Annotated in this window: 19 protein-coding genes; 10 read left to right on the forward strand and 9 right to left on the reverse strand. The window is 66.7% G+C overall.

Translation table 11 applies throughout. The annotated features are described in order from the left end of the window. Positions 1 to 138: 138 nt before the first annotated feature. The 4 genes from CH339_RS04650 to CH339_RS04665 form a co-directional block, all read right to left on the reverse strand. Positions 139 to 1116, reverse strand: a complete 978-nt coding sequence (locus CH339_RS04650) for a quinone oxidoreductase family protein (RefSeq protein WP_111433120.1) — start codon at positions 1114 to 1116, stop codon at positions 139 to 141. 47 nt (positions 1117 to 1163) lie between these two features. Further along, a complete protein-coding gene (locus tag CH339_RS04655; RefSeq protein WP_111433121.1) occupies positions 1164 to 1892 on the reverse strand; it encodes a TerC family protein in 729 nt (242 codons plus the stop codon). Next, a complete protein-coding gene (locus CH339_RS04660; RefSeq protein ID WP_201240878.1) occupies positions 1889 to 2644 on the reverse strand; it encodes a CDP-alcohol phosphatidyltransferase family protein in 756 nt (251 codons plus the stop codon). Before CH339_RS04660 ends, CH339_RS04655 begins: the two co-directional genes overlap by 4 nt. Before the next feature lie 213 nt (positions 2645 to 2857). Beyond that, on the reverse strand, positions 2858 to 3811 hold the full coding sequence (locus CH339_RS04665; protein ID WP_201240879.1) for a DUF2182 domain-containing protein: 954 nt from the start codon (positions 3809 to 3811) through the stop codon (positions 2858 to 2860). Between the two features lie 242 nt (positions 3812 to 4053). Between CH339_RS04665 and CH339_RS04670 the strand changes: the two genes are divergently transcribed. From CH339_RS04670 to CH339_RS04680, 3 genes are all read left to right on the forward strand, one after another. Then, positions 4054 to 4488: a YeeE/YedE family protein gene (locus CH339_RS04670; protein WP_111433122.1), complete on the forward strand. Its 435-nt coding sequence runs from the start codon at positions 4054 to 4056 to the stop codon at positions 4486 to 4488. Next, complete coding sequence (locus CH339_RS04675; protein WP_111433123.1) at positions 4485 to 4949, forward strand: DUF6691 family protein; 465 nt, start codon at positions 4485 to 4487, stop codon at positions 4947 to 4949. The genes CH339_RS04670 and CH339_RS04675 overlap by 4 nt, the downstream gene beginning before the upstream one ends. Positions 4950 to 5070: 121 nt before the next feature. Then, entirely contained in the window at positions 5071 to 6282 is a 1212-nt protein-coding gene (locus CH339_RS04680; protein ID WP_111433178.1) for a UbiH/UbiF family hydroxylase, read from the forward strand. An 11-nt stretch (positions 6283 to 6293) separates the two neighbouring features. Here the strand turns inward: CH339_RS04680 and CH339_RS04685 are convergent, their stop codons facing one another. Next, a complete protein-coding gene (locus CH339_RS04685; RefSeq protein ID WP_111433124.1) occupies positions 6294 to 7259 on the reverse strand; it encodes an AEC family transporter in 966 nt (321 codons plus the stop codon). A 260-nt stretch (positions 7260 to 7519) separates the two neighbouring features. Here CH339_RS04685 and CH339_RS04690 point away from each other — a divergent pair, with 260 nt between their 5' ends. Further along, the gene (locus CH339_RS04690; protein ID WP_111433125.1) at positions 7520 to 8566 is read left to right on the forward strand and encodes an HpcH/HpaI aldolase/citrate lyase family protein; all 1047 of its coding nucleotides are present in this window, start codon (positions 7520 to 7522) and stop codon (positions 8564 to 8566) included. 114 nt (positions 8567 to 8680) lie between these two features. After that, entirely contained in the window at positions 8681 to 9004 is a 324-nt protein-coding gene (gene hspQ, locus CH339_RS04695; RefSeq protein ID WP_111433126.1) for a heat shock protein HspQ, read from the forward strand. Between the two features lie 109 nt (positions 9005 to 9113). Here the strand turns inward: hspQ and CH339_RS04700 are convergent, their stop codons facing one another. Further along, the gene (locus tag CH339_RS04700) at positions 9114 to 9803 is read right to left on the reverse strand and encodes an invasion associated locus B family protein (RefSeq protein WP_111433127.1); all 690 of its coding nucleotides are present in this window, start codon (positions 9801 to 9803) and stop codon (positions 9114 to 9116) included. Positions 9804 to 10145: 342 nt separating this feature from the next. On the opposite strand from CH339_RS04700, the gene CH339_RS04705 reads away from it, so the two are divergent. From CH339_RS04705 to CH339_RS04720, 4 genes are all read left to right on the forward strand, one after another. Continuing rightward, positions 10146 to 12014, forward strand: coding sequence for an extracellular solute-binding protein (locus tag CH339_RS04705; protein ID WP_111433128.1), 1869 nt, complete (start codon positions 10146 to 10148; stop codon positions 12012 to 12014). Further along, positions 12011 to 13660 carry an AMP-binding protein gene (locus CH339_RS04710; RefSeq protein WP_111433129.1) on the forward strand — a complete coding sequence of 550 codons (1650 nt, stop codon included), beginning with the start codon at positions 12011 to 12013 and terminating at the stop codon, positions 13658 to 13660. Before CH339_RS04705 ends, CH339_RS04710 begins: the two co-directional genes overlap by 4 nt. 141 nt (positions 13661 to 13801) lie before the next feature. Continuing rightward, entirely contained in the window at positions 13802 to 15112 is a 1311-nt protein-coding gene (locus tag CH339_RS04715; protein ID WP_201240880.1) for a diguanylate cyclase domain-containing protein, read from the forward strand. A 98-nt stretch (positions 15113 to 15210) separates the two neighbouring features. Further along, entirely contained in the window at positions 15211 to 15906 is a 696-nt protein-coding gene (locus tag CH339_RS04720) for a DsbA family oxidoreductase (protein WP_111433131.1), read from the forward strand. Positions 15907 to 16020: 114 nt separating this feature from the next. Here the strand turns inward: CH339_RS04720 and mfd are convergent, their stop codons facing one another. Then, positions 16021 to 19452 (reverse strand): transcription-repair coupling factor, encoded by a 3432-nt coding sequence (mfd, locus tag CH339_RS04725; protein ID WP_201240889.1) that lies wholly within the window; start codon positions 19450 to 19452, stop codon positions 16021 to 16023. Between the two features lie 127 nt (positions 19453 to 19579). Continuing rightward, complete coding sequence (locus CH339_RS04730) at positions 19580 to 19855, reverse strand: FAD assembly factor SdhE (protein ID WP_420825898.1); 276 nt, start codon at positions 19853 to 19855, stop codon at positions 19580 to 19582. Positions 19856 to 19998: 143 nt separating this feature from the next. Here CH339_RS04730 and recG point away from each other — a divergent pair, with 143 nt between their 5' ends. Continuing rightward, positions 19999 to 22104, forward strand: coding sequence for an ATP-dependent DNA helicase RecG (gene recG / locus CH339_RS04735; RefSeq protein ID WP_111433134.1), 2106 nt, complete (start codon positions 19999 to 20001; stop codon positions 22102 to 22104). 28 nt (positions 22105 to 22132) lie between these two features. Here recG and CH339_RS24265 read toward each other — a convergent pair whose 3' ends face one another. Then, complete coding sequence (locus CH339_RS24265) at positions 22133 to 22474, reverse strand: DUF6404 family protein (protein ID WP_146610112.1); 342 nt, start codon at positions 22472 to 22474, stop codon at positions 22133 to 22135. Positions 22475 to 22826: the final 352 nt, after the last annotated feature.

Here is a 22826-nt window from a genome sequence, read left to right on the forward strand (position 1 = left end):
AGCCGACACCGTATTCACAATATGAGACAGGCGTATGGCTTAATTTTTATAGGCTTTTCCGCACTGCAACACCCGCGAGCGCCAACCGGTCTCTTAAATCACGGGCGCGGCGGGTGCATTGCAGCAGGCGGGTGCCGCTCAGACCACGAAAACGGACGAGCCGGTGGTCTTGCGGCCTTCCAGGTCGCGGTGGGCGGCGACCGCGTCCGCGAGCTTGTATTCCTGGTTGACGCGGATCTTGACGGCGCCCGAGGTCACCACCTCGAACAGCTCGTCCGCCATGGCGACGAGGTCCTCGCGCGCCGCGGCATAGGTGAAGAGGTTCGGCCTGGTGCAGAACAGCGAGCCCTTCTGGTTCAGGAGGCCGATCGAAAACGGCGGCACCGGCCCGGAGGCGTTGCCGAAAGAGGCCCACAGGCCGAGCGGGCGAATGCAGTCGAGCGAGCCCGGGAAGGTGTCCTTGCCGACGCCGTCATAGACCACGTCGACGCCCTTGCCGCCGGTCAGCTCGCGGACCTTTTCGACGAAATCGTCCTCGCGGTAGTTGATGACGTGATCGTAGCCATGGGCGAGCGCCAGCTCGACCTTTTCCGGCGAGCCGGCTGTGCCGATGGCGGTGACGCCGAGGTGCCGCGCCCATTGCCCGGCAATCAGCCCGACGCCGCCGGCCGCGGCGTGGAACAGCATGGTGTCGCCCTGCTTCAGGGGATAGGTGCGGCGCAGCAGGTACTGGGCGGTCAGGCCCTTCAGCATCAGGGCGGCGGCGGTCCTGTCGTCGATGCCGTCCGGCAGCAGCACCAGCCGGTCGGCGGCAACGTTGCGCTCCTCGGCATAGGAGCCGAGCGGGCCGACATAGGCGACGCGATCGCCCGGCTTCACCTCGGTGACGTCCTCGCCGACGGAGACGACCTCGCCGGCGCCTTCATTGCCGGGCACGAAGGGCAGGCCCGTCGGCGCCGGATAGAGGCCGGAGCGGAAATAGGTGTCGATGTAGTTGAGGCCGACGGCGGTGTGGCGGATGCGCGCCTCGCCGGGCTTCGGGGCGCCCGGATCGAAGACATCCCACCGCATGACTTCCGGACCGCCGGCTTCGTGGACCTGGACCGCATGGATCATTTTGTTGCTCCTTTTGTCATATCGGCGTTCCCGCTGCCCGCCCCTTGTCAGGATTCGCCGGTGCGCTTGCGGGCGCGGCGGGCGGCCAGCACGTTGAAAATCTCCACCAGCGCGGAAAACAGCATGGCGAAGTAGATATAGCCGCGCGGGATGTGGAAGCCGATGCCATCGGCGATCAGCGCCACGCCGATCAGGAACAGAAAGGCGAGGGCCAGCATCTTCGTCGTCGGATGACGCGTGATGAAGCGCGCGACGGCGCCGGAGGCGAAATACATGATCGCCATGGCGATGACGACGGCGGCGATCATGACCTCCAGGTGCTCGGCCATGCCGATCGCGGTGATAATGGAATCGACGGAAAACACCATGTCGATGACGACGATCTGGGCGATGATCGCCGCGAAGGTGGCGGTAACCTTCGACGGTCCCTCCTCCCCCGCGCCCTCGATGGCGCCGTGAATCTCGTGGGTCGCCTTGAAAATCAGAAACAGCCCGCCGGCCATGAGAATGAGGTCGCGCCAGGAAACGGGCTGGCCGAAGGCCTCAAAGAGCGGCGCCGACAGGCCGATCAGCCAGGTCAGCGCGGCAAGCAAGGCGATGCGGAAGACGAGCGCGAGCGCCAGGCCGATCTGGCGGGCGCGCTTGGCCGCCGCGTCCGGCAACCGGCCGACGATGACGGAAATGAAGACGACGTTGTCGATGCCGAGGACGATCTCCATGACCGTCAGCGTCATCAGGCTGGCCCAGACCTGCGGATCGCTGAGGCTGGGGATCATAGTCCGAGGGGTCTCCCGCGGCGCGGTCCGGCGCGCCCGGCGTTGATCCACTGGTGGACGAAACCGATGCAGAAGAGATAGAGGCTGGTGACGGCGAGACCGAGGACGATCCACAGCGGCGGCGCCAGGCCGGCGGCGAGCGCCAGGCCGGCAAAGACGCCCCAGCCGACGCACATGGCGAGCGTGACAAGGCGCCAGCGCTTGACGCGGACCGGGTGGACGAAGTCAAGCGGCGCAAAGGTCAGCACCGTCAAGACGACGACCACGCCGAGGGTCACGAATTGCGGTGGGTTCAGCACCATCAGCACCAGAACGACCATGTTCCAGACCGCCGGAAAGCCCTTGAACGAGCCGTCCTCGTTCTTCATGCGCGTGTCGGCGAAATAGAGCGCGCCGCCGGTCACCACCAGCACTGCGCCGATGAGGTCGAAGGGCGTGGAGGCAATGCCGGAGACGACCAGGATCATCGCCGGCAGGAAAACGTAGGTGGTGTAGTCGATGACGAAGTCGAGGGCCGCGCCGGACCAGCGCGGCATGCGGTCGCCGATCGACAGCCGCCGGGCCATCGGGCCGTCGAGGCCGTCGACGATGAGCGCAACGCCGAGCCAGACGAAGGCGCTGATGAGGTCCCCCCGAACGATCGCAATGCCGGCAAGCAGCGCGAAGGCCGCGCCGGAGGCGGTGAAGAGATGGATCAGGAAGGGAAGACGCGGCACGACGGTCGCCGTTTTACGCTGGAAATGGCCGCTCACTTGTGCCCCCGGGAAAGGCGGCGGAGGCCGCGCGCGGAGCGGCCCTCGATTCGCTGATTTGATGGACCCCGATGGTCGCCGCAGGCGTTGCGACCGCCACCGGAAACGGCGGCACACGGGCGGAAAACGGCGCGGTTGCGCGGCAGAACCGATATCCCCTTCATTCTCCCAGGCACCTCGCCAACGCACGCCCCCCTGATCGCACCCGCCGTACTATAAACCGATCGCACGGCGAATGGGTTCCGACATCAACAATACCGCACAACCCCAAAGGAAAAAAACGACGCCGAGGATGCGCGGGATCCAGATGCTGATGACGATCTTCTCAAGTGCCATAGCTGCACCGAGAATGGCAATCCAGATTACGTTCATGACGCCGACGGCGAACATCACCGCCATCAGCGCCCAGCAGCAGCCGAAACAGAACAGCCCCTGCTCGACGCCTAGCCGGAAGACGCCGGCCGTGTCGCCGCGCCATTTGGCGTGGAAATAGGGCACCGGCGCCTGGCAGCGGGTCAGGCAGGCGTATTTCGCCGGCGTGAACTGGTAGATGCCGGCGGCGATCATCGTCGTGCCGGCAAGGACGAGGCTCGCCGGCGCCATCATCGGCGTCATCGCCTGTAGCGCGGTGAGGCCCCACTGGGCGAGCGAGGCAACGACGGCAAAGGCGACCCACACCGAGAGATAGCCTGCGGCAAGGACGACGACCGGGGCCGCGCGGTTGCCGGTCCGCCGGCCGCTGTCGGCGATGTCGGCATAGGTGGCGAGCATCGGACCTGCCGTCGGCAGCATCATCGCCATCACCATCATCACCCACATCACCAGCACCAGGAAGAAATCGGCGACGTCCCAGGGGCCGGCCGAGGGCATGCCGAAATAGCCGCCGGCGGTCGGCGCGCAGATCGCTGCCAGCGCCGCCCGCGCCGTCGCATCGAGGCCGGAGAAATTGTTGAAGACGTTGAAGGCGCCCATGCCGGGCCCGAGCGCGCCCATGTCCATGTCGGGAACCATGACTCCGACCATGATCAACAGATAGACCCAGCCGAGCCCGGCCAGCACGACGACGGTCAGGATGACGGTCATGCGCGGCCGGCGGGCGAACCAGGCAACGCCCCGGTCGGCGGCACCGAGATAGCTGAGATCGTCTTTGTCCGGGGTCTTCGTCACGCTGGTCTCGCTGGCGGGCGGCGCAGTCCCTCAAAGGCGCCGCAGGCGTCTTCTGCACCAAGGTGCAGCAGGCGCGGGCGCACCAAACCAAGCCGGCGCGGCAATGGCAAGCGGATTGGCGGTCGCGACGCCCAAAGGGACGCCGCTGCGACTATACGTCAAAGCAATGCGACCTTACGTCAAAGCGATGCACATCGGGAATTGATCGAAAGATAGCCCATTGGGGACAGAAGAGGTTGCGCGTGTCACTGGATGCGAACGATTTCCTGATTCTCGCGGCCATCGGCGGATTGCTGATCGGACTGGGTGCAGCCCTTGCTTGGCTGTTTTCCGGCCGCCACTACAATCCGGCAGACTGTCTGCCACCGCTTACCGCGCGAACCTTTACCGGCGTGCCGCTACTGCTCCTGGTCGGGCTGGCGCTCGGCGGCGCGTTCGGCTGCCTTGCCGGCCCGCACGGGCTTTGCGCCGCGGCCGACGGCTTGCGACAGCGGCCGGGCCTTGCGCTTGCCGGCGGCGTCCTCGGCGGCGCCGGGCTCAGGCTGCTGCACGGCTGCCTGGTCGACCATTCGGTCTGCGGCCTGGCGCGCCAGTCGGGCCGTTCCACGGCAGTTGCCGCGGTCTTCTTTTCCGTTGCGTTCTTTGCCGGCGTGATCGCCCTGGAGATGGGACAATGACGCTTCGCGACGTCGGCGAGCAGGCGGCTATGCTGCTGACCGGCGTGCTCTACGGCGCCGGCTACGTCTTTGCCGGCCTTGCCGATCCGGCCCGCGTGCGCGCCATGCTGGGCTTTTCCGGGCTCGGCACCGACGGCTGGCACGCCTGGCCGGTGTTTTCGCTGTTCGTCGCGCTGATCGTCGCCATGTGGGGCATCCGCATGGGACAACGCCTGCGCCGGCCGGTTCTGGCGCGCTCGTTTTCCCGCATTATCTATGACGAGATGGACCTGCGGGCTCTCGTCGGCGCCGTACTCCTCGGTGCCGGTTGGGGGATTGCGGGTTTCGTCCCGTCGACGGCGCTTGCCGCGCTGACGTCCGTGCCGATCGATGCCGGGCTGTTTCTTTTCGGTGCGATCATCGGCATTGTCGGCGTCGATCTGGTCGCCCGGCGGGGCAACGAGCCGCAGAAGCGCCTGTGACGGCAGGGGCGGCCATCGCCGCCCGCCGAAACCAACGAGTACGACAATGACGAGAAAACCGATCCGCAAGGAAACGCCCGACGATTCGAACGCCGCTCCGGCTGCGGGGCCGGCGACGAAGATGCTGAAGGCCGATGTGACGATCATTGGCGGCGGTCCGGCCGGTCTCGTCGCGGCCAACGTCTTTGCCCGCTCCGGCTTCCATACGGTGCTGATCGCGCTGAAGACCGTTCCGGGCGACCGGCGCACGACCGCGCTGCTTGCCGCCTCCGTTGAGATGCTGCGGGTCTCGGGACTGTGGCCGGCGATCGCGCCGCACACCGCGCCGCTCGCCACCATGCGCATCGTCGACGACACGGGAAGGCTCTTCCGGGCGCCGGAAATCGCCTTCGAGGCCAACGAGATCGGCCTCGATGCCTTCGGCTACAATGTGGAGAACACGCCGCTGGTCACCTGCCTCGGCGCATCGGCGGAGAGCCGGCCAACCCTCACCTGGCTCGACGCGACGGCCGAGGACATCGCCATCGGCGAGGACGCGGCGCGGATCACCGCCTCGGACGGCACGGTGGTGGAGACGGCGCTGATTGCCGGCTCCGACGGGCGCAACTCGCCGAGCCGCGAGGCGGCGGGGATTTCCGTGCGCCGCTGGAAATACCGACAGGCGGCGTTCGTCGCCAATTTCGGCCACGACGCGCCGCACCACAACGCCTCGACCGAATTCCACACGCCGTCCGGTCCCTTCACGCTGGTGCCGCTGCCCGGCGACCGCTCCAGCCTCGTCTGCGTGGCGCGCCCCGATGCCGCGGAAGAGCTGGCGGCGATGGCGCCGGACGCACTGTCTGCGGAGGTCGAGCGGCGCGCCCATTCCATCCTCGGGCGCATGGACCTTGAAGGCGTCGGCCAGGTGTTCCCGCTGTCGAGCTTCGTTGCGAAGAAATTCGGCGCCAACCGGGTCGCCCTCATCGGCGAGGCCGGCCACGGCTTTCCGCCGATCGGCGCCCAGGGGCTGAACCTGTCGCTGCGCGATATCGCCTCGCTCGTGGAGATCGCCGAGGACGTGCGCCGCGTCGGCGGCGACATCGGCGGGCCAAAGGCGCTGTCCCGATACGACCGGGCGCGCCAGCCGGACGTCTGGTCGCGCACGCTCGGCGTCGACGCCCTCAACCGGGCGCTGCTCAGCGATTTCCTGCCGGTGCAGGCGCTGCGCGGCGCCGGGCTCTACCTTGCCAACCGGGTCGGGCCGCTCCGGCGCATCATGATGCGCGAGGGCATCACGCCGCGCTTCCGGCTGCCGAAGCTGATGCGCGGGCACAAACCAGACCCGGCCGCCTGACCGCGCCTGGGTTACAGCCCGAAATCGATCACCGGAAGCATGTCGCCGCGGACGAGGAAGATCACCAGGGTCACGGTCGCCACCGAGACCACCGTGCCGACGAGGATCGCGCTGGAGGCCCGCTCCATATAGACCCGGTATTGGCGGGCGATGACGAAGACATTGGCGGCCGGCGGCAGGCAGGCCATGAGCACGGCCGTCGCCACCCAGACCGGATCGATGCCGCCGACCCAGTTGAGCAACAGGAACACGATCGCCGGGTGGATCACCAGCTTGGTGAACAGCAGGAACGGCAGTTCCAGCGGCACCCTGCCGAGCGGCCGCAGCGCCACAGTGACGCCGAGCGCAAACAACGCGCACGGTGCGGCGGCATTGCTCAGGTATGTGAGCAGCGTGTCGATCGCCTGGGGCGGGCGGAACTCGACGGCCGCGGCCAGCACCCCGACGATGGTGGCGATGATGAAGGGATGGGTGAAGATCCGCTTCAGGACGAGCGTCACCGTCGCCCCCAACGAATGTTTTTCGGTGCCGGCAATGGCCATCATCATCGGCGCCAGCACGAACAGGAGCGTGTTGTCGAAGCAGAAGATCAGCGCGGTCGGCACGGTGGCGGCCGGGCCGAGGGCGGCGAGCGTCAGGCCCGGGCCCATATAGCCGATGTTGGAATAGGAGCCGGCAAGGCCCTGGATCGTCGCCTCGGCGATGTTGCCGCGGGTGAAGACGACACCGATGCAAAAGGCGAGCGCAAAGGCGCAGTAGGTCGCGAATGTGGTGGTCGCCACATAGCTGAAATTGGCCAGTTCCTCGATCGGCGTCTGCGACAGGAGCCGGAAGAACAGCGCCGGCAGGGCAAGGTAGATGACGAAGAAATTGAGCCAGGCCAGCCCCTCGTCGGGCAGGTGCATCAGCTTTCCCGAGCCGTAGCCGAGGAAGATCAGGCCGAAAAAAGGCAGCGCGAGGGAGATGACGTCCTGCATGGGGAAAGCTCAGACTCCGTTTCGCACCCTTGCAGATCCGTCTGGTGCCGGCGACGACAGCTTGATTTGTGACCTACCGGCTCACCCGCTGCGGGTCAATGAAGCGGACGCGGTAACCTTTGCTGCAGTGCAACCGGATACCGCCTCCCCGCGCCCAAAGGCCGGTTGCCCATTACGTCGAAGTGTGCAACGCAATATGGCAATGGCCGCCGCCTCGCGCGGCACCGAAAACGGAAGAAAACGGGCAGGAAATCACAGCAATGAAGACACCCAAGGCGTTTTTCAAACCGCTCGCCATCGGCGCTCCGCAGCCCCTGATGGAGCCGCCGGTGCGGCTTGAGCGGATGATCCATTTCGTACCGCCGCATGTGGAAAAGATGCGCGCCAAGGTGCCGGACATCGCCAGGAAGGTCGACGTCGTCCTCGGCAACCTTGAGGACGCCATCCCAGCCGACAAGAAGATCGAGGCGCGCCAGGGCTTCATCGAGATGGCGCGCGACACCGATTTCGGCGAGACGGGCCTTTGGACGCGGATCAACTGCCTCAACAGCCCCTGGGTGCTCGACGACCTCCTGGAGATCGTCGCCGGGGTCGGCGACAAGCTCGACGTCGTCATGCTGCCGAAGGTCGAAGGGCCCTGGGACATCCACTATCTCGACCAGTTGCTGGCCCAGCTCGAGGCGCGCAACGGGGTGACGAAGCCGATCCTCATCCACGCCATCCTGGAGACCGCCGAGGGCGTCAAGAACGTGGACGCGATCGCAACGGCGAGCCCGCGCATGCACGGCATGAGCCTCGGCCCGGCCGACCTTGCCGCCTCGCGCGGCATGAAGACGACGCGGGTCGGCGGCGGCCATCCGGACTATGTGGTGCTGGCCGATGCCGGCGCGGACGCCGATGCCCCTCGCCCCGCCTACCAGCAGGACCTCTGGCACTACACCGTCGCCAGGATGGTCGATGCCTGCGAATCCGCCGGCATCAAGGCGTTCTATGGCCCGTTCGGCGACTTCTCCGACGCCGCCGCCTGCGAGGCGCAGTTCCGCAACGCCTTCCTGATGGGCTGCCACGGCGCCTGGTCGCTGCATCCGAACCAGATCGACATCGCCAAGAAGGTGTTCTCGCCGGATGTGGGCGAGGTCGCTTTCGCCAAAAAGATCCTCGATGCCATGCCCGACGGCACCGGCGCGGTGATGATCGACGGCAAGATGCAGGACGACGCGACCTGGAAACAGGCCAAGGTCATCGTCGACCTGGCCAGGTTGATCGCGGTCAAAGACCCGGACCTTGCAAAGGCCTATAATTTATGATGGTTCAAAGGAGGCGGTCTCTCCCACCGCCTCCGGCCGGCGGCTCGACAGCCATTTAACGTCCGTTTAAACTGGGCCGTCGTATACTAATGTCGTCAAATGCTTAGTGGACCAATGCGCAACGCGAAGTTCAACATCGGCCAGGTCGTACGGCACCGGCACTATCCGTTCCGGGGCGTGATCTTCGACGTCGATCCGACCTTCAGCAACACCGACGAATGGTGGGAAGCCATTCCGGAGGACGTGCGGCCGGAAAAGGACCAGCCGTTCTATCACCTCCTGGCCGAAAACGCCGAGACGGAATACATCGCCTATGTGTCGGAGCAGAACCTCGTTCCGGACACCTCCGGCGAGCCGATCCGCCATCCGCAGCTCAACGAGATCTTCGAGCCCGACGAGCACGGCCAGTACCGCACGCGGGAATCCATCCTGAACTGACGCGGGCGACGGCGTCGCGGCCCCCGCCCATTCCGGTCCTCAAATGCAAAAACGGCGCGTATCCCCCGATACGCGCCGTTTGCATTCGTAGCAACGAAGGGGAGCGGCCTTACTCGGCCTTCTCCTTGGCTTCCTTCTGGGCCTCGATCAGCTTTTCGCGGGCAGCGGCGGCCTTTTCGAAGAGCTTTTCCTGAAGCGTCTTCTGGGCCTGCTGATACTGCTGCGGGTTCAGGCCCTCGCTGTCGTAGCTGGCGGTGAAGCCGTTCAGGGACAGGCGGAAATTGATCTGCTTGTTCTGCCGGTTGAGCGCGGTGATGATGAGGTCGGCGCCCTTCTTCATGGCGGCGACGAAGGCCTCGTCGATCGGCACCCGGCCGTAGCAGCCGGAGTTCAGGCAGACATCGATCTTGCCGCGGGTCGGCTTGTTCTTGTCGACCTGAATGTTGACGCCCGGCTGGATCAGAAGACCGAGCGGGATCGAATAGGCCAGCACCTTGCGCTTTTCGCCGACCACTTCCTGGACCATGATCGAGCCGAGCACCTGACCGGTCTCGGTGGTGACCTCACGGTTGACGAAGCAGTGCTTCTTGTTGGTCTTGGGATCGACGTTGCAGATCTTCAGCCATTCGGAGAGCAACTCCGGCGCCTCGGTGGCGCCGGCGTCCTGCGCCCGCGCCGGACCGCCGACGGCAATCGAGGCCGCCAGCATTGCGGTCGCGGCAAACGCCAGGGCAAGCGTGCGGCCGCGCACCCGACGAGCGACACCGGTCGTGTGGGAAAATGACTTGTTATCCGTCATGCGGGTTTCCTTGCGATGTCCTGTTGATTGGTGCGACGTGCACCTTCCCGGCAGCACGGTCGCAACGATGAATCATTCATTGCCGCATGTCCTGTGGGTGAAATGCGGCGAATTATTGGCCCGGTCGTTGTCGGCGCCATCATTAGCGCGGTCGCGACCGGATTTCCAGTCATGCCGGCGCCGGCAGGCCGGTTTTTGGCGGCAGGCGGCCGGCGACCCGGCCGCGCGCGACGGCAACGCAACCGCGCCGTGCTTGCATGGGTCACAACGTGGTCAAACTCATCTAAAATTCAAGACAAGAGAATCAGCATGCCGTTTCCGGCGTGCCGAACAGTCACGAGGATGCGTCCGATCCCTGCCCTTGACCCCACGACCGCCGAACGGTGTTCCGGCCGGCGGCCGATACGGTTTCTCGCCGGCCTTGCCGTTGCCGCCGTGGCGTTGGCGCTCGCCGCGCCGCTCCGCGCTGCGGAACCGACGCACGGCATCGCCATGCATGGGGCGCCGGCGCTTGCCCCCGACTTCGCCCATCTGCCCTACGCAAATCCGGACGCGCCGAAGGGCGGCACGGTGACCTACGGGCTCGTCGGCACCTTCGACAACCTCAACCCGCTGATCGTCAAGGGCACGGGAGCCGTCGGCATCCGCGATCCGCTGTTCGGCAACAACGTCATCGAGAGCCTGCTGGAACGCAATCGCGCCGAGCCGTTCTCGCTCTACGGCCTTTTGGCCGAGCGGGTCGAGATGCCGGACGACCGCAGCCATGTGACCTTCTACCTCAATCCGAAGGCGCGGTTTTCCGACGGCGATCCGGTCGATGTGGACGATGTCCTGTTCTCCTTCGAGACGCTGAAGAAAAAGGGCCGTCCGAACCACCGAACGCCCTATTCCAAGGTGCTGTCGACGGAACGGGTCGGCGACACCGGCATCCGCTTCAACCTGAAGGGCGACGACCGGGAGCTGCCGCTGATCCTGGGGCTGATGCCGGTCATCCCGAAGCACCGTTTCGACAACGGCCGGTTCGACAGGACGACGCTGACTCCGATCGTCGGCAGTGGGCCGTACCTCATCGCCGAGGTCGATGCCGGCACCCGCATGGTGCTGAAGCGCAATCCGGACTACTGGGGCCGCGACCTCCCCCTCAAGCGCGGCTTCGACAATTTTGACGAGATCCGCTTCGACTACTATCGCGACGAGAACACCCGGTTCGAAGCCTTCAAGAAGGGGCTCGTCGACGTCCTCACCGAGCGCGATCCGACCCGCTGGGCGACCGGCTACGACTTTCCGGCCGTCAACGACGGCAAGGTGGTCAAGGACGGGTTCGAGACCGGCACGCCGAAGGGCATGTACGGTTTCGTCTTCAACACCCGCCGGCCGCCCTTCAACGATCCGAAGCTGCGCGAGGCGTTCGGCTATTTGTTCGATTTCAAATGGATCAACGAGAACCTCTATTTCGGGCTCTACCGGCGCACGACGAGCTATTTCGAGGGCTCCGAACTCGCCTCCACCGGGCGTCCGGCATCCGAGGGCGAGCGGGCGCTCCTGGCGCCCTTCCCCGGCGCGGTCCGCGCCGACATCCTTGAGGGCACCTGGGCGCCGCCGGAACCCGACGGCAGCGGCCGCGATCGCGCCGCCATCCGCAAGGCCCTGGCGCTCTTTGCCGAGGCCGGCTGGAAAATCGACGGGCGGACGCTGACCGGGCCGAACGGCGAGGCGCTGTCCTTCGAGATCACCACCGCGACGCCCGACCACGAGCGCCTGGCGCTGGCCTATGCGCGGACGCTGAAGCGGATCGGCATCGCCGTTACCGTGCGCACCGTCGATGCCGCGCAATACCAGCGCCGCTTGCAGGGCTACGACTTCGACGTCATCCTCAACACCTGGGCCTCGTCGCTGTCGCCCGGCAACGAGCAGGCGTTCAGGTGGAGCAGCCGGGCCGCCGACCTGGAAGGCACGTTCAACTTTGCCGGCGCCCGCGAACCGGCGCTCGACGCGATGATCGCGGCGATGCTGGCGGCACGCACGCGCCCGGCCTTCGTCGATGCGGTCCGCGCCTTCGACCGGGTGCTGCTTTCCGGCTTCTACGTGGTGCCCCTGTTCCATGCGCCCGAGGTCTGGGTGGCGCGCTGGGAGCACGTCGCCCACCCTGACAAACCCGCACTCGACGGTCCACGCTTTGAGACGTGGTGGTCCAGAAAGGCCGCGAAATGATGCTCATCGACCATGAGGCGACGAAGCCCTACCGTGCCTCCGGCGCCTGGGGGCGCGTGGCGCTGGACATGCTGGTCCACCGGGCCGCGCAGGGGCATCCGGAGCACGCCGCGATCGCCGATGCGGCGGACCGGCCCGAATGGACCGGCGGCACGCCGCGCAGCCTGACCTTTGCGGAACTCGACCGCGAGATCGACGCCACCGCCGCGGCCTACCGCGCCCTCGGCCTTGAGGAAGGCTCGGTCGTCGGCCTCTTTTCCCCCAACACGGTCGATACCGTCGTCGCCCTCCTCGGTGGTCTTCGCGCCGGGCTCATCGTCGCGCCGATGCCGCTGACCTGGCGCGGCGCCGACATCCAGGCCGGGCTCGACCTCGTCGGCGCCAAGGCGGTGATCGCCGCCGACCGGCTGGAGGATGCCCCGCTCGCCGAGATCGTCCGCGATACCGCGGTCAACGTCTTCGGCGTGCGCTTCGTGCTCGGCCTCGGCGACGACCTGCCGGACGGCGTCGCGCCGTTTGCCGAAGTCCGCGATCCGGACGGAAAGCTCGCCGAGCCGGCCGGCTTCACCGCCGATCACGTCGCCACCATCACCTGGACGGAAGGGCGCAAGAACGCGCCACAACCGCTGCCGCGCAGCCACAACCAGTGGATCGCCACCGGCCTCATGCATCTCCTGGAAGGCCGCATCGAGCCGGCAACGGTCCTTGCCAGCGCTTTTGCGCCGACCGGGATCGTCGGCATCGGTGCCGTGCTGGTGCCGTGGCTCCTGACCGGCGGCACCCTCCACCTTTCCCACTTCCGCAGCCTCGACGGCCTGGCCGGTGACATCGCCAGGGCCGGCGCGCGGCATGCGATCCTGCCGGAACCGCTGGTCGATGCGGTCGCCGAACGGCTGGACGCGGCAGGCGCGGAGCAACCGGCCTATACGGCGGTCTGGCGCAACGGCCACGGCGCCGCCGACGCAAGGATCGGCAGCACGCGTGCCGGCGTCGACATCTTCACGCTCGACGAATGGGCGCTGGTCGCATCGCTGAGGTCCGGCGACCGGCCCTCCCCGATCCCGATCGGCCCGGTCAATGCGCCGCGCGGCACGGAACAGGCGCCGATCCTGGCCGAGACACGGCTCGTCGCCCGGCAACGGCGCAACGGCGAGTCCGAGGGAACCCTCGTTTCCGGCGAAATCGCGGTCGCCGGCGCGATGGTGCCGGAGATCGGCTGGCCGGGCGGGCGGGCCGAGCCGCCGCTGCGCGACGACGCCGGCTTCGTGCGCACCGGGCTTTTCGCAAGGCCCGTCTCGGAATTCCCGGTCACTGCGGAAATCACCGGACGCGGTCCGGGAACGGCGAGCCTCGGCGGGTTCTCGGTACCGCTCGACCAGGTGCAACGCCTCATCGGCGAGCGGCCAGACGCCACGAAATCCGCCGCTTTCAGCGAGACCGACCGCATCGTCGGCGCGCGGCTTCGCGCCGCAGTCGTCGGCGAGGCCGAACCCGGCTTCACGGCCGCCGAGCTGGAGGCCTATCTGGACGGACGCGGCGTCGCGCTGCACAAGCGCCCGCACGGGGCCGATGCGGTCAGGGGCCTTCCCGTCAGGATCGACGGCGGCATCGATCGCGAGGCCCTTGCGCGGCGTTTCGGCAAGTAGCCCGCCCCCCGAAATCTGCTGGAAACCGGTCTTTTCGGCAGAACCCTTTACCGAACGTTTACGCTCCCGGGCGGAAAGTTGGTCGATTGATTTGACCTTGGTGTTCTGGGGGAAACCATGTCGCCGTCCACGCGTCTTCTCATGGTCGGTCAGACCGACGTCGACGACCAGCAGCCGGAGCTGGAAAGCGAGCTCTCCCGGCGCGGCTTCGAAATCCACCACAGCGATGCCAAGGCCGCCTCAAACCTCTGGGCCGCGACCCGCTCCGACGTGGTCATACTCGACCTGCTCGCCGCCACCGCGGCAGGCGAACGCGAGGTGTTTTCCTCGCTCGCCGAACGGCTTTCCCGGTCCGGCCTTTCCGACCACCGGCCGGTGATCGCGCTCGCCGACCCGTCCGCCGCCGACACCTTCAAGGAGACCGTCGCCAATGTGGACGATGTGCTCTATGCGCCGCTGACCGCGGCCGAACTCGTCTCGCGCATCGACGGGCTCCGGCGCCTCACCACCATGCAGACCGAGCTGGCGCGCCGCACCGCGACGGCGGCGAGCTTCGGCGTCGACCTGCCGGAGATCCTGCCGCCCGGCGAAATCGCCGACGCCAACGTGCTGGTGGTCGGCGAGGCGACCCATTTCCTGGCGCTTGAAACCGCGCTCAGCGCCCATGCCGTGCTGGTCGGCGCATTCACCACCGACACCGCCTTCGACTACCTGTCGCGGCGGGAGTTCGATGCGGTCATCGTCGCGCTCGGGGCCGACGACGCCTTCGATTTCGTCCAGGACGTGCGCCGCAATCCGCTCCACTTCAACCTGCCCCTCGTCGTCATCGGCGAACGCGGCAACGAGGCGGAGACGACGACCCTGTTCGATGCCGGCGCCTCGGAGGTCGCAGCCATCGCCGGTGCGCCCGGCGAGCTTGCCGCGCGGCTCACCGCCCATATCCGCGAATTCCGCTTCCGCCAGCGCCTCAATGCCGTCTACCGGCATAGCCGCCGGCACGTCATCTGCGACGGGCTGACCGGGCTCTATACCCGCGGCTTCCTCTTGACCCACCTCACCCGCATCATCGACGATGCGGAGCGCTGGGAGGAGCCTTTCACCGTCGCCGCCTTCGGCGTTCCGGCGATGGACGCCATCAACATCGAATACGGCTATCCGGCCGGCGACCTGGCGCTGCGCCAGCTCGGCAACGTCATCGGCCAGGTGGTGCGCGGCGAGGATCTCGCCGCCCGCTTCGACGGGCCGCGCTTTGCCGTGGTCTTCACCGACACCAACATGGACGCGGCCGAGACGGCCGCGCGGCGCATCGCCGCCATTGCCGGCAACACCGCCTTTTCGCTCGACGGCGGCGAGGCCTTCTCTGTCGACCTGTGGACCGGGCTTGCCCAGTTCAAGCCAGGCGACACGCCGCAGTCGCTGATCGACCGGGCGCTCGCCCAGACGGGGTGTTGAGGACGAAACGCCCTCGCCCTTCCGGTCAAGGCCCTCGCATTTCCTGTGCCGCGCCCTACCCTGAAGGGGCAAGACGCGTTGCCCACCTGCGAGGGATCATGACCGACGACGAGCTGAAAAAATCCGTCCTGCCGATCGATGTCGTCTCCGACGTCATGTGCCCGTGGTGCTTCATCGGCAAGCGCCGGCTGGCGAATGCCCTTGAAAAGGCCGCCGACGTGCCGGTGCTCGTCCGCTGGCGCCCGTTCCAGCTCGACGCCACCCTGCCGCCGGAGGGCAAGGACTACCGGCGTTACCACGAGGACAAGTTCGGTTCGGCCGAAAAGGTCGATGCGTTGCGCGCCCGCGTTACCGAGGCCGGCCGCGCCGAAGGCCTCGACTTCAAGCTCGACGCGATCCCGCGCGCGCCGAACACGCTCAACGCCCACCGGCTGATCCGCTGGGCCGGCCCGGTCGGTGCCCAGAACAAGCTCGTGGAACTGCTGTTCTCGCTGTACTTCCTGGAGGGTGCCGACCTTACCGACGATGCGGTGCTGGCCGAGGCGGCGGACGCCTGCGGCATGGCCAAAGACCGGGCGCTGGAACTGCTTGCCACCGACCAGGACGTCGAGGCGGTCCAGACCGACATCGCCGTCGCCCAGCGCATGGGCATCAACTCCGTCCCGACCTTCGTAATCGCCGACCGCTACGCCGTCGTCGGCGCGCAGGAGGCCGATACCCTCGCCCGGGCGATCCGCGAGGCCTGGATCGAGCGGTCCGAGCAAGCGGAATTCACGGTGCCTTCCGGCACCTGATTTTTTGACGTTCAAACGCCGCTAAGGCTTCACGGCGCAACGGCGCCGGCGCGCGCTTGCGCTTACGACGCTTTGCAGCGTCGAATTGATCATCCCGCACAGCTTTGGACCTGATTACGCCGCCTTGCGGGCGTCTTCGGCAAGGCGGGCGAGCTTGGTGAGGATGGTCGCCGCGCCCTTCAGGCGGTCGTCGGGTCCCGGCCAGTCGCGGCTGAAGAAGACCCGCTGGTCGGGCCGGATCTTGGCGAGCGCGCCCTGCTCGGTGATGTAGCGCACGAGGCCCGCCGCATTCTCGAACTCGCCCTTGCGGAAGGAAACGACGACGCCCTTGGGGCCCGCGTCGATCTTTTCCACATTCGCTTTCCGGCACAAGCCCTTGATGAACATGATCTTTAGCAGGTGCTCGACCTCGTCCGGCATGGGACCGAAGCGGTCGATCATCTCCGCGCCGAAGCCGTCGATCTCGCTCGCCTCGCCAAGGTCGCCGAGCCGGCGGTATAGGTTCAGACGCAATTGCAGGTCGGGCACGTAGGACTCCGGGATCATCACCGGGGTGCCGACGGAGATCTGCGGCGACCAGTGGTCCTCCAGCTCTTCCTCGCCGCCGGCGCGCTGGCTGGCGACGGCCTCTTCCAGCATCTGCTGGTAAAGCTCGTAGCCGACCTCGCGGATGTGGCCGGACTGCTCCTCGCCGACGAGGTTGCCGGCGCCGCGGATGTCGAGGTCGTGGCTTGCGAGCTGAAAGCCGGCGCCGAGCGTGTCCAGCGATTCCAGCACCTTCAGCCGGCGCTCGGCAGCCGGCGTCAGCTTACGGTCGGCCGGCACGGTGAACAGCGAATAGGCGCGGACCTTGGACCGCCCGACCCGGCCGCGGAGCTGGTAGAGCTGGGCAAGGCCGAACATGTCGGCGCGGTGAACGATCAGCGTGTTCGCCGTCGGGATGTCGAGGCCGGATTCCACGATGGTGGTGGACAACAACACGTCGTAGCGGCCCTCATAGAAGGCCGTCATGATGTCTTCCAGCATCCCCGGCGTCATCTGGCCGTGGGCGACGGCAACCTTCACCTCCGGCACGTTCTCATCGAGGAAGGTCTTGATCTCGGAAAGGTCGGAAATGCGCGGGCAGACATAGAACGACTGGCCGCCGCGGTAGCGCTCGCGCAGCAAGGCCTCGCGCACCACCAGCGGATCGAAGGGCGAAATGAATGTGCGCACGGCCAGCCGGTCGACCGGCGGTGTCGCGATGATCGACATCTCGCGCACGCCCGACAGCGCCAGTTGCAGGGTGCGCGGGATCGGCGTCGCCGTCAGCGTCAGCACATGGACGTCGGTCTTCAGCTCCTTCAGCCGCTCCTTGTGCTTGACGCCGAAATGCTGCTCCTCATCGACGATGAGGAGGCCGAGATTGCGGAATTTGATCGCCTTGCCGAGGAGCGCATGGGTGCCGACGACGATATCGATAGTGCCGTCGGTCAGCCCGGCCTTGACCCGCGACATCTCCTTGGTGCCGACGAGGCGCGAGGCCTGTGCGACCTCAAGCGGCAGCCCCCGGAACCGTTCCTGGAAGGTCTTGAAGTGCTGGCGCGACAAGAGCGTCGTCGGCACGATGACGGCGACCTGGCGCCCGGACATGGCGACCGCGAAGGCGGCCCTCAGCGCCACCTCGGTCTTGCCGAAGCCGACATCGCCGCAGACGAGCCGGTCGGCCGGCCGGCCGGAGCCGAGATCCTCCAGCACCGCTTCGATGGCGCCGAGCTGGTCTTCGGTCTCTTCGTAGGGGAACTTCGCAGCGAACTCGTCGGAGAGCCCTTCCGGCGCGTTGATGACCTCGGCCGTCTTCATGGCGCGGGCCGCGGCCGTCTTGATGAGGCCGTCGGCGATCTCGCGGATGCGCGCCTTCATGCGCGCCTTGCGGGCCTGCCAGGCGCCGCCGCCGAGGCGGTCGAGCTGGACTTCGGTCTCCTCCGAGCCGTAGCGCGTCAGGAGCTCGATGTTCTCCACCGGAAGGTAGAGCTTGTCGTCGCCGTGGTAGCGGATGTCGAGGCAGTCATGCGGCGCGCCGGCGGCCTCGATGGTCTTCAGGCCGACGAAGCGGCCGATACCGTGGTCGACATGGACGATGAGGTCGCCTTCCGCGAGGCTCGTCACGTCGGAGAGAAAATCCTGGGCCCGGCGCGACTTGCGGCGCGAGCGCACCAGTCGGTCGCCGAGAACGTCCTGCTCGCCGATGACGGAAAAATCGCCGGTCTCAAAGCCGGTCTCGACGCCGAGGACGACGAGGGCCACCACGTCCTTCGGCAGCGCCTCCACGGCCTGCCAGTCGCCGACGCGCTCCACACGCTCAAGGCCGTGGTCGGCAAGGACGTTTTGCAGGCGGTCGCGCGCGCCCTCCGACCAGGAGGCGATGACCACCCGCTTCGGCTTCTTCAGGAGCGCACGGACATGGGCGACGAGCGCATCGAAGACGTTGACGTCGCCGCTCGCGCGTTCCGCGGCAAAGGAGCGACCGACGTGGCCGCCGATATTGACGATCCCCGCCTTTTCCTCCGGCGCGCCGAAGGGCGTCATCTTCGCCGTGTTGCGGTCGGCGAGGAACAATTTGTACGCTTCTTCGGTCAGATAGAGGGTGTCGGGGTGGAGCGGCTTGTAGGGCGCCGCGCCGTCGGCGCTTTTTTCCAGCGCCTCGCGGCGGGCCTGATAGTGGTCCTCGATCTGCTCGTGACGTTCGTGGACAACGTCGTCGATGAGGGCGTCGAACAGCACCGGCGCGTCGCCGAGATAGGCATCGAGGGTGTCGAGCCGCTCGTAGAACAGCGGCAGCCAGTGCTCCATGCCCGGATAGCGCCGGCCCTCGCTGACGGCCTGGTAGAGCATGTCGTTCTGGGTGTTGCCGCCGAACTCGGACCGGTAGGCCTGGCGGAAGCGGGCGACCGTCTCGTCATTGAGGACGATCTCATTGGTCGGCACCAGGTCGATGCGCCGGTTCTGGCCGGTCGACCTCTGGGTTTCCGGGTCGAACGGGCGGATCGATTCCAGCGTGTCGCCGAAGAAGTCGAGGCGGAGCGGCGCGTCGGTGCCGGCGGCGTAAAGATCGACGATGCCGCCGCGGACCGCGTATTCGCCGGTCTCGCGCACGGTGGGCGATCTCTGGAAGCCGTTCGATTCCAGCCAGCCGGTGAGGTCCGACATGTCGACCCGGTTGCCGGGCGCGACCGTCAGGCTCTGGCCGGCGACCCAGTCGCGCGGCGGCAGGCGCTGCAGGAGCGCGTTCGCCGTCGTCAGCAGGATGACTGGCTTTTCGGTTCGCTCCATGTGGGCGAGCCGGGCGAGCGTTGCCATGCGCCGGGCCGAGACGCCGGCATTGGGCGAGACCCGGTCGTAAGGCAGGCAGTCCCAGGCCGGCAGGATGAGGGTCTCGACGCCGGGCGCGAAGAAGCCGATGGCATCGGCGATCGCGGCCATGCGGCCGCCGTCGCGGACGACGAAGGCAAGCGCCGGGCCTTTTCCCTTGCCGAACCCGGCCATGGTCAGCTTCGCGGCGACCATCGCCTCCAGGCCGTCGACGACGCCGGCAAGGGTCGCCGAAGATTGGCGCTCGAACAGGGTAGTGAGGTCGGTCACCTTGCGGTCCTCGGCATCGGAACGGTCACGGAATCGGGTCGGCGTCGACGGATCAGGATCCGGCGGCGTGGAAGGCGCAGATGCGCTTGAAGAGCGGCGTGTCGTAGCCCTCCGGCGTTTCCTTGGCCCCCGTGAACCAGGCATAGAGCTCCTGGTCCGGGGCATCCATCAGGTGCTCCAGCACGTCCAGTTGGTCGGCATCGAGCCCCTCCACCTCGGCCTCGACGAAGGGGCCGAGCAAAAGGTCCATCTCGCGGGTGCCGCGATGCCAGGAGCGGTAAAGGATGCGCCGCCGGCGCGGATCGAGCCCGTCGCTCGTTCGGGTCATGCCCGTCATATTTCTCAAAATCCCTTGTGAATGACGTTTCTATATAGTCAGGATGCGCCGCTGTCAGCAGCATGTCCGCAACATCCCCCGGGGGAATCGCCGATAATCCGGCCCGAAACGCTTTTCGCCAACCGTCAGGTGCCATGCGCCCCGATATTCTGAACCCGCTCTACCGTTCGCTGCAAAGCCTTGAGGGCATCGGCCCCAAGCTGGAAAAAACCCTCGGCAAGCTCCTCGTCGGTTCCGGGGCGGAGCGCGAGGCGCGCATTCTCGATCTCGTTTTCCACCTGCCGGCCGCCGCCATCGACCGCAGCCTGCAGCCGGGCATCGCCAAGGCGCCCGAGGGCGCCATCGTCACCCTGAAGGCCTGGGTCGACCGACACCAGCCGACGCCGCGCCATTCCCGCGCCCCGTACAAGGTCTTCTGCCACGACGAGACGGGCGAGATCGCGCTCGTCTTCTTCCACGCCAAGGAGGACTGGCTGCAGAAGCAGCTTCCCGTCGGCGAGACCCGCTATGTGAGCGGCAAGGTCGAATGGTTCAACGGCCAGGCGCAGATCGTCCATCCGGACCATATCGTCGCCGAGGCCGATTTCGCCGAGCTGCCACTGATCGAGCCGGTCTATCCGATGACGGCGGGGCTGTCGCCGAAGACGCTGCGCCGCGTCATCGACGAGGCCGTCGGCCTCGTGCCCGACCTGCCGGAATGGCAGGACGCGGCGTGGCTGAAGCGGCAGAACTGGCCGGGCTTTACGGTCGCGCTTCATACCGTGCACCACCCGGAGGCGGCGGCGGACATCGACCCGGCAACGCCGGCCTGGTCGCGGCTTGCCTTCGACGAGATTCTGGCCGGCCAACTGGCCCTGGCGCTGGTCAGAAAACACATGCGCAAGACGGCCGGCTCGGCGCGCACCGGCGACGGCAGCATCCGGCAAAAGATCCTCGCCGCCCTGCCCTTTTCGCTGACCGACGGCCAGCGCCAGGCGGTGGCGGAAATCGAGGCCGACCTTGCCGAGCCGAAGCGCATGCTGCGGCTGCTCCAGGGCGACGTCGGCTCCGGCAAGACCGTCGTCGCGCTGATGGCCGCCGCCGCCGTTGCCGAGGCCGGCGGCCAGACAGCGATGATGGCGCCGACGGAACTGCTCGCCCGCCAGCACCTGAAGACGATCACGCCGCTGGCCGAGGCCGCGGGGCTGACCGTCGCCGTGCTGACCGGCCGGGACAAGGGCAAGGAGCGCAAGGCCGTGGAGGCCGCGCTGGCGGCCGGCGAGATCGACATCGTCGTCGGCACCCACGCCCTCTTCCAGTCGGCGACCGCGTTCAAGAACCTTGCGCTCGCCATCGTCGACGAGCAGCACCGCTTCGGCGTCCACCAGCGGCTGGCGCTGACGGCAAAAGGCTCCGGCACCGACGTTCTCGTGATGACGGCAACGCCGATCCCGCGCACGCTGGTGCTGACCTATTTCGGCGATATGGATGTCTCGCGGCTCCTGGAAAAGCCCGCCGGCCGCAAGCCGGTGAAGACCTCGAGCATCGCGCTCGACCGCATGGGGGAAGTGCTCGACGGCCTCAACCGGGCGCTTGCCGACGGCGCCAAGGTTTATTGGGTCTGCCCGTTGGTGGAGGAATCCGAAGCGCTCGACGCGGCGGCGGCCGAGGACAGATATGCGGCGCTCCGGGCCGAATTCGGCGACATCGTCGGCCTCGTCCACGGCCGCATGAAGGCGGCCGAGAAAGATACGGCGATGGCCGACTTCCTGGCCGGGCGCACGAAGATCCTCGTTTCGACCACCGTCATCGAGGTCGGCGTCGACGTTCCCGACGCCACCATCATGGTGATCGAACACGCCGAACGCTTCGGCCTCGCCCAGCTCCACCAGCTCCGCGGCCGCGTCGGGCGCGGCGACAAGCCCTCGACCTGCCTCCTCCTCTACAAGGGCCCCTTAAGCGAGACGGCCCATGCCCGGCTTGCCATCATGCGCGAGACCGAAGACGGGTTCCGCATCGCGGAAGAAGACCTGAAGCTGCGCGGCGAAGGCGAAGTCCTCGGCACCCGCCAGAGCGGCACCCCGGGGTTCAGGGTCGCCCGCATCGAGGCGCACGGCCACTTGTTGGAGGCCGCCCGCGACGACGCGCGGCTGATCCTTGAGAGAGATCCTGAGCTTGGGGGGACGCGCGGAGATGCGCTGCGGATTTTGCTGTATTTGTTCGGGCGGGATGAGGCGGTGCGGTTGCTGCGGGCCGGGTGAGGAAGCCGAGGACATTCGGCTTTCCCGCTTATAAGTCTTCCCAACGACTCAGCTTGTGTTTTCTTGCCTTGTTTTTATTAATGAGCGTCATGAAAAAACCGAAGAATGCACCTTGAAAAACTAAAAAGAATATTTTTCCTTCAATCGTTCTCGGGTGAAGGCCGATCAGCCAACTCGAAAACGTCAACCCCACAGCCAAAAGCCCTCCATACAATAAAACACTTCGCCAAAACTCAAAATAATAGGGCGGCCGCAATCTGACGCCGAATGTTCGATAGATAAAATTCTTGTCCGGACTGTATTCTTGTCTCACGAGTCCAGCATTTTTTAGTTCAGCTATCGCTTTTGCGTATTTCTGCTCGTAGCTCATTATCGCACCCGAACAATTGCCTTGAGATAAACCGGTCAATTCCGCTGCTGCGACCTGACGGCACGTGCGGTCCGGCCTGACGCCACCATTTCACGCTTCGGTTGAATTCTGAAACGGCACAGGCCTTTTGGCAAACACAAGCCCGCCGGAAAACAGCGCGATATCGACGCGCCGGCGCGTTTCGCCATCGCGGAGATCATCGCATGTCCTTCCCGATGCTGGATTGCCGCGTCGGCCTATCAGCCTCCTCGCAATGACATTGCAGACATTGAGATAACCGTCATTGCGAGCGCAGCGAAGCAATCCAGTGCGGCGGTGTCGCCGGTACGGCGCGAAAGCGAGTGAGTGGGTA

Origin of the sequence: Rhodobium orientis (genome assembly GCF_003258835.1) — a bacterium.
Lineage (GTDB): Bacteria > Pseudomonadota > Alphaproteobacteria > Rhizobiales > Rhodobiaceae > Rhodobium > Rhodobium orientis.

Coding starts and splice junctions, on each gene's coding strand:
- CH339_RS04690 (WP_111433125.1), top strand. CDS start 7,520: ATGAAGACACCCAAGGCGTTTTTCAAACCGCTCGCCATCGGCGCTCCG.
- CH339_RS04730 (WP_420825898.1), bottom strand. CDS start 19,855: ATGACCCGAACGAGCGACGGGCTCGATCCGCGCCGGCGGCGCATCCTT.
- CH339_RS04675 (WP_111433123.1), top strand. CDS start 4,485: ATGACGCTTCGCGACGTCGGCGAGCAGGCGGCTATGCTGCTGACCGGC.
- CH339_RS24265 (WP_146610112.1), bottom strand. CDS start 22,474: ATGAGCTACGAGCAGAAATACGCAAAAGCGATAGCTGAACTAAAAAAT.
- CH339_RS04650 (WP_111433120.1), bottom strand. CDS start 1,116: ATGATCCATGCGGTCCAGGTCCACGAAGCCGGCGGTCCGGAAGTCATG.
- hspQ (WP_111433126.1), top strand. CDS start 8,681: ATGCGCAACGCGAAGTTCAACATCGGCCAGGTCGTACGGCACCGGCAC.
- CH339_RS04715 (WP_201240880.1), top strand. CDS start 13,802: ATGGTCGGTCAGACCGACGTCGACGACCAGCAGCCGGAGCTGGAAAGC.
- CH339_RS04655 (WP_111433121.1), bottom strand. CDS start 1,892: ATGATCCCCAGCCTCAGCGATCCGCAGGTCTGGGCCAGCCTGATGACG.
- CH339_RS04705 (WP_111433128.1), top strand. CDS start 10,146: ATGCGTCCGATCCCTGCCCTTGACCCCACGACCGCCGAACGGTGTTCC.
- recG (WP_111433134.1), top strand. CDS start 19,999: ATGCGCCCCGATATTCTGAACCCGCTCTACCGTTCGCTGCAAAGCCTT.
- CH339_RS04710 (WP_111433129.1), top strand. CDS start 12,011: ATGATGCTCATCGACCATGAGGCGACGAAGCCCTACCGTGCCTCCGGC.
- mfd (WP_201240889.1), bottom strand. CDS start 19,452: ATGGTCGCCGCGAAGCTGACCATGGCCGGGTTCGGCAAGGGAAAAGGC.
- CH339_RS04720 (WP_111433131.1), top strand. CDS start 15,211: ATGACCGACGACGAGCTGAAAAAATCCGTCCTGCCGATCGATGTCGTC.
- CH339_RS04685 (WP_111433124.1), bottom strand. CDS start 7,259: ATGCAGGACGTCATCTCCCTCGCGCTGCCTTTTTTCGGCCTGATCTTC.
- CH339_RS04680 (WP_111433178.1), top strand. CDS start 5,071: ATGCTGAAGGCCGATGTGACGATCATTGGCGGCGGTCCGGCCGGTCTC.
- CH339_RS04700 (WP_111433127.1), bottom strand. CDS start 9,803: ATGACGGATAACAAGTCATTTTCCCACACGACCGGTGTCGCTCGTCGG.